Raw genomic sequence first — 5,657 nt, forward strand, 5'->3', positions numbered from 1 at the left:
TAGAGAAGTTGCCCTGCAGGGCGGTCGTGATGGCCAAAGGCAGGAGCATCCGATCCTTGAGAACTCAACAGCGTGCACAATGTCAAATGCCAAAAACCTCGTGCAATTGATGCCTTCCTTTTCGGTTGGTTGATGTTGTAAGAGATTCCTTTGGAAAACATTTAAACAAAACAAAGCAAGTCAGTAATGATTTGTTCTGTCAGTTTCAAACTTGCATCGTGTTCACCTATTCCGGTGGCATGGTGCGCGAAATGTGCCGGTCGCTTCGGTGGTCGTGCAATTCAACATTTACGGAGAGTTTGATCCTGGCTCAGGACGAACGCTGGCGGCGTGCTTAACACATGCAAGTCGAACGATGAAGCCCAGCTTGCTGGGTGGATTAGTGGCGAACGGGTGAGTAACACGTGAGTAACCTGCCCTTGACTCTGGGATAAGCGTTGGAAACGACGTCTAATACCGGATACGAGCTTCCACCGCATGGTGAGTTGCTGGAAAGAATTTTGGTCAAGGATGGACTCGCGGCCTATCAGCTTGTTGGTGAGGTAACGGCTCACCAAGGCGACGACGGGTAGCCGGCCTGAGAGGGTGACCGGCCACACTGGGACTGAGACACGGCCCAGACTCCTACGGGAGGCAGCAGTGGGGAATATTGCACAATGGGCGAAAGCCTGATGCAGCAACGCCGCGTGAGGGACGACGGCCTTCGGGTTGTAAACCTCTTTTAGCAGGGAAGAAGCGAAAGTGACGGTACCTGCAGAAAAAGCACCGGCTAACTACGTGCCAGCAGCCGCGGTAATACGTAGGGTGCAAGCGTTGTCCGGAATTATTGGGCGTAAAGAGCTCGTAGGCGGTTTGTCGCGTCTGCTGTGAAATCCCGAGGCTCAACCTCGGGTCTGCAGTGGGTACGGGCAGACTAGAGTGCGGTAGGGGAGATTGGAATTCCTGGTGTAGCGGTGGAATGCGCAGATATCAGGAGGAACACCGATGGCGAAGGCAGATCTCTGGGCCGCTACTGACGCTGAGGAGCGAAAGGGTGGGGAGCAAACAGGCTTAGATACCCTGGTAGTCCACCCCGTAAACGTTGGGCGCTAGATGTGGGGACCATTCCACGGTTTCCGTGTCGTAGCTAACGCATTAAGCGCCCCGCCTGGGGAGTACGGCCGCAAGGCTAAAACTCAAAGGAATTGACGGGGGCCCGCACAAGCGGCGGAGCATGCGGATTAATTCGATGCAACGCGAAGAACCTTACCAAGGCTTGACATATACGAGAACGGGCCAGAAATGGTCAACTCTTTGGACACTCGTAAACAGGTGGTGCATGGTTGTCGTCAGCTCGTGTCGTGAGATGTTGGGTTAAGTCCCGCAACGAGCGCAACCCTCGTTCTATGTTGCCAGCACGTAATGGTGGGAACTCATGGGATACTGCCGGGGTCAACTCGGAGGAAGGTGGGGACGACGTCAAATCATCATGCCCCTTATGTCTTGGGCTTCACGCATGCTACAATGGCCAGTACAAAGGGCTGCAATACCGTAAGGTGGAGCGAATCCCAAAAAGCTGGTCCCAGTTCGGATTGAGGTCTGCAACTCGACCTCATGAAGTCGGAGTCGCTAGTAATCGCAGATCAGCAACGCTGCGGTGAATACGTTCCCGGGCCTTGTACACACCGCCCGTCAAGTCATGAAAGTCGGTAACACCCGAAGCCAGTGGCCTAACCGCAAGGATGGAGCTGTCTAAGGTGGGATCGGTAATTAGGACTAAGTCGTAACAAGGTAGCCGTACCGGAAGGTGCGGCTGGATCACCTCCTTTCTAAGGAGCATGTGCAGCTCTCCTCTGTATACAGGGAGATTCAAGCTGCCAAGCCAGATCGAGACACATGTTCTCGCTGGCGCTCATGGGTGGAACATTGACATTGGTGCAGACGTGAGAGTCTGCCAGCAAGTACGTCTTCTTCGGGGGATTGGAACGGTGGCCGGCTGGAGGGTTTGCATATGCACGCTGTTGGGTCCTGAGGGACCGGATCTTCTCCGCTTCGGTGGAGGAAGGACGAACCTCAGGGCCTCTTTTGCTTGACATCAATTGTCAAGGAGAGAGGTACCGCCCGTACTTTGAGAACTACACAGTGGACGCGAGCATCTTAGATTCATGGCCCTTCGGGGTTGTGGATCACAAAGATCAAAACATACTTCTTCGGAAGTGATGTTGATCATCGGTCAATCTGCATCAGGTAACTGGTGCCGATCGATTCAAACTCATGTGATTTCAAATTTCTAAGAGCAAACGGTGGATGCCTTGGCATCTGGAGCCGAAGAAGGACGTAGTAATCTGCGATAAGCCTCGGGGAGCTGATAAACGAGCTGTGATCCGAGGATTTCCGAATGGGGAAACCCCGCCAGGCCCCTTGTGGTGATCTGGTGACTCCCGCCTGAATATATAGGGCGGGTAGAGGGAACGGGGGGAAGTGAAACATCTCAGTACCCCCAGGAAGAGAAAACAACAGTGATTCCGTCAGTAGTGGCGAGCGAAATCGGAAGAGGCTAAACCGGGCATGTGTGATAGCTATCAGGCGTTGCATGTCCGGGGTTGTGGGACTTCTCACTCCGAACTGATATTCGGGGAGCATTAGAACGTGGTATAGACGAATGGGATTGAAAGCCCAGCCAGAGACGGTGCCAGCCCGGTAGTCGAAATGCTGCAATCGTGCGAGGAGTATCCCAAGTAGCACGGGGCCCGAGAAATCCCGTGTGAATCTGTCAGGACCACCTGATAAGCCTAAATACTCCCAGATGACCGATAGCGGACAAGTACCGTGAGGGAAAGGTGAAAAGTACCCCGGGAGGGGAGTGAAATAGTACCTGAAACCGTTTGCTTACAAACCGTTGGAGCACCCTTGTTGGTGTGACAGCGTGCCTTTTGAAGAATGAGCCTGCGAGTTAGCGATATGTGGCGAGGTTAACCCGTGTGGGGTAGCCGTAGCGAAAGCGAGTCTGAATAGGGCGATTCAGTCGCATGTCCTAGACCCGAAGCGAAGTGATCTATCCATGGCCAGGTTGAAGCGACGGTAAGACGTCGTGGAGGACCGAACCCACTTAGGTTGAAAACTGAGGGGATGAGCTGTGGATAGGGGTGAAAGGCCAATCAAACTTCGTGATAGCTGGTTCTCTCCGAAATGCATTTAGGTGCAGCGTTGCGTGTTTCTTGCCGGAGGTAGAGCTACTGGATGGCCGATGGGGCCCAAAAGCTTACTGACGTCAGCCAAACTCCGAATGCCGGTAAGTGAGAGCGCAGCAGTGAGACGGTGGGGGATAAGCTTCATCGTCGAGAGGGAAACAACCCAGACCACCAACTAAGGTCCCAAAGCGCGTGCTAAGTGGGAAAGGATGTGGAGTTGCACAGACAACCAGGAGGTTGGCTTAGAAGCAGCCACCCTTGAAAGAGTGCGTAATAGCTCACTGGTCAAGTGATTCCGCGCCGACAATGTAACGGGGCTCAAGCACGCCACCGAAGTTGTGGCATTGATATTTTTGGTAGGCCTTCGTGGTCCAGCCGTATTGATGGGTAGGAGAGCGTCGTGTGGCGAGTGAAGCGGCGGTGTAAACCAGCCGTGGACGCTACACGAGTGAGAATGCAGGCATGAGTAGCGAAAGACATGTGAGAAACATGTCCTCCGAAAGACCAAGGGTTCCAGGGTCAAGCTAATCTTCCCTGGGTAAGTCGGGACCTAAGGCGAGGCCGACAGGCGTAGTCGATGGACAACGGGTTGATATTCCCGTACCCGCGAAGAACCGCCCAAGATAATCCAGTGGTGCTAAGAGTCCTAACCCGGACGACTGATTCCCTTCGGGGATGATGGGTCCGGTCTAACGCTCGACCCCATGCTGGTGCGTTTAGCGTATTAACAGGTGTGACGCAGGAAGGTAGCCTATGCCGGGCGATGGTTGTCCCGGTGTAAGTGCGTAGGCTGAGAGATAGGCAAATCCGTCTCTCGTGAAGGCTGAGACACGATACGGACCCGTAAGGGATAGTAGGTGATCCTATGCTGCCAAGAAAAGCATCGACGCGAGGTTCTAGTGGCCCGTACCCCAAACCGACTCAGGTGGTCAGGTAGAGAATACTAAGGAGATCGAGAGAATCGTGGTTAAGGAACTCGGCAAAATGCCCCCGTAACTTCGGGAGAAGGGGGGCCTGAGGCGTATTAGGACTTGCTCCGAAAGCGTTTGAAGGCCGCAGAGACCAGTGGGAAGCGACTGTTTACTAAAAACACAGGTCCGTGCCAAGTCGCAAGACGATGTATACGGACTGACGCCTGCCCGGTGCTGGAAGGTTAAGAGGAACGGTTAGCCGCAAGGCGAAGCTGAGAATTTAAGCCCCAGTAAACGGCGGTGGTAACTATAACCATCCTAAGGTAGCGAAATTCCTTGTCGGGTAAGTTCCGACCTGCACGAATGGCGTAACGACTTCCCAGCTGTCTCAACCGCGAACTCGGCGAAATTGCATTACGAGTAAAGATGCTCGTTACGCGCAGCAGGACGGAAAGACCCCGTGACCTTTACTACAGCTTGGTATTGGTGTTCGGTGTGGCTTGTGTAGGATAGGTGGGAGACTTTGAAGCTTGGACGCTAGTTCAGGTGGAGTCATTGTTGAAATACCACTCTGGTCACTCTGGATATCTAACTTCGAACCGTAATCCGGTTCAGGGACAGTGCCTGGTGGGTAGTTTAACTGGGGCGGTTGCCTCCCAAAAAGTAACGGAGGCGCCCAAAGGTTCCCTCAACCTGGTTGGCAATCAGGTGTCGAGTGTAAGTGCACAAGGGAGCTTGACTGTGAGACTGACAAGTCGAGCAGGGACGAAAGTCGGGACTAGTGATCCGGCAGTGGCTTGTGGAAGCGCTGTCGCTCAACGGATAAAAGGTACCTCGGGGATAACAGGCTGATCTTGCCCAAGAGTCCATATCGACGGCATGGTTTGGCACCTCGATGTCGGCTCGTCGCATCCTGGGGCTGGAGTAGGTCCCAAGGGTTGGGCTGTTCGCCCATTAAAGCGGTACGCGAGCTGGGTTTAGAACGTCGTGAGACAGTTCGGTCCCTATCCGCTGCGCGCGCAGGAAATTTGAAAGGATCTGACCCTAGTACGAGAGGACCGGGTTGGACGAACCTCTGGTGTGTCAGTTGTTCCGCCAGGAGCACCGCTGATTAGCTACGTTCGGGATGGATAACCGCTGAAAGCATCTAAGCGGGAAGCCGGCCTTAAGATGAGATTTCCATGCCTTCGGGCGAGAGGCTCCCAGCCAGACTACTGGGTTGATAGGCCGGATGTGGAAGAGAGGACGAAAGACTCTCGGAGCTGACCGGTACTAATAAGCCGATAATTTGATAACACTTTCTTTGTTTGAATACGAAGATGCTACGCGTCCACTGAGTGGTTCTCGATGTACGGTCGAGAACCCGCAAACAACACCACTGTGTTCGCACAGCGTGTTGGTTTGCTTGTTCACTTTGATACATCAATAGTGTTTCGGCGGCCATAGCGAGAGGGAAACGCCCGGTCACATTCCGAACCCGGAAGCTAAGACTCTTTGCGCCGATGGTACTGCAGGGGGGACCCTGTGGGAGAGTAGGACACCGCCGGACTTCTTCGTTGAAATGGCCACCCAAGGT

3 rRNA genes are annotated in these 5,657 nt (G+C 53.9%); all 3 read left to right on the plus strand.

Annotated elements, in window-relative coordinates:
* Positions 1 to 287: 287 nt before the first annotated feature.
* The 3 genes from CCK91_RS19275 to rrf all read left to right on the plus strand — a co-directional run bounded on the left by CCK91_RS19275 (position 288) and on the right by rrf (position 5,630).
* A 16S ribosomal RNA gene (locus CCK91_RS19275) occupies positions 288 to 1,808 on the plus strand.
* Positions 1,809 to 2,259: 451 nt separating this feature from the next.
* Positions 2,260 to 5,377 (plus strand): 23S ribosomal RNA (locus CCK91_RS19280).
* A 136-nt stretch (positions 5,378 to 5,513) separates the two neighbouring features.
* Positions 5,514 to 5,630 (plus strand): 5S ribosomal RNA (gene rrf / locus CCK91_RS19285).
* Together the 16S, 23S and 5S rRNA genes form the textbook arrangement of a ribosomal RNA operon.
* Positions 5,631 to 5,657: the final 27 nt, after the last annotated feature.

Source organism: Plantibacter elymi (nom. nud.) (assembly GCF_900177795.1).
In the GTDB taxonomy this organism is placed as follows: domain Bacteria; phylum Actinomycetota; class Actinomycetes; order Actinomycetales; family Microbacteriaceae; genus Plantibacter; species Plantibacter elymi.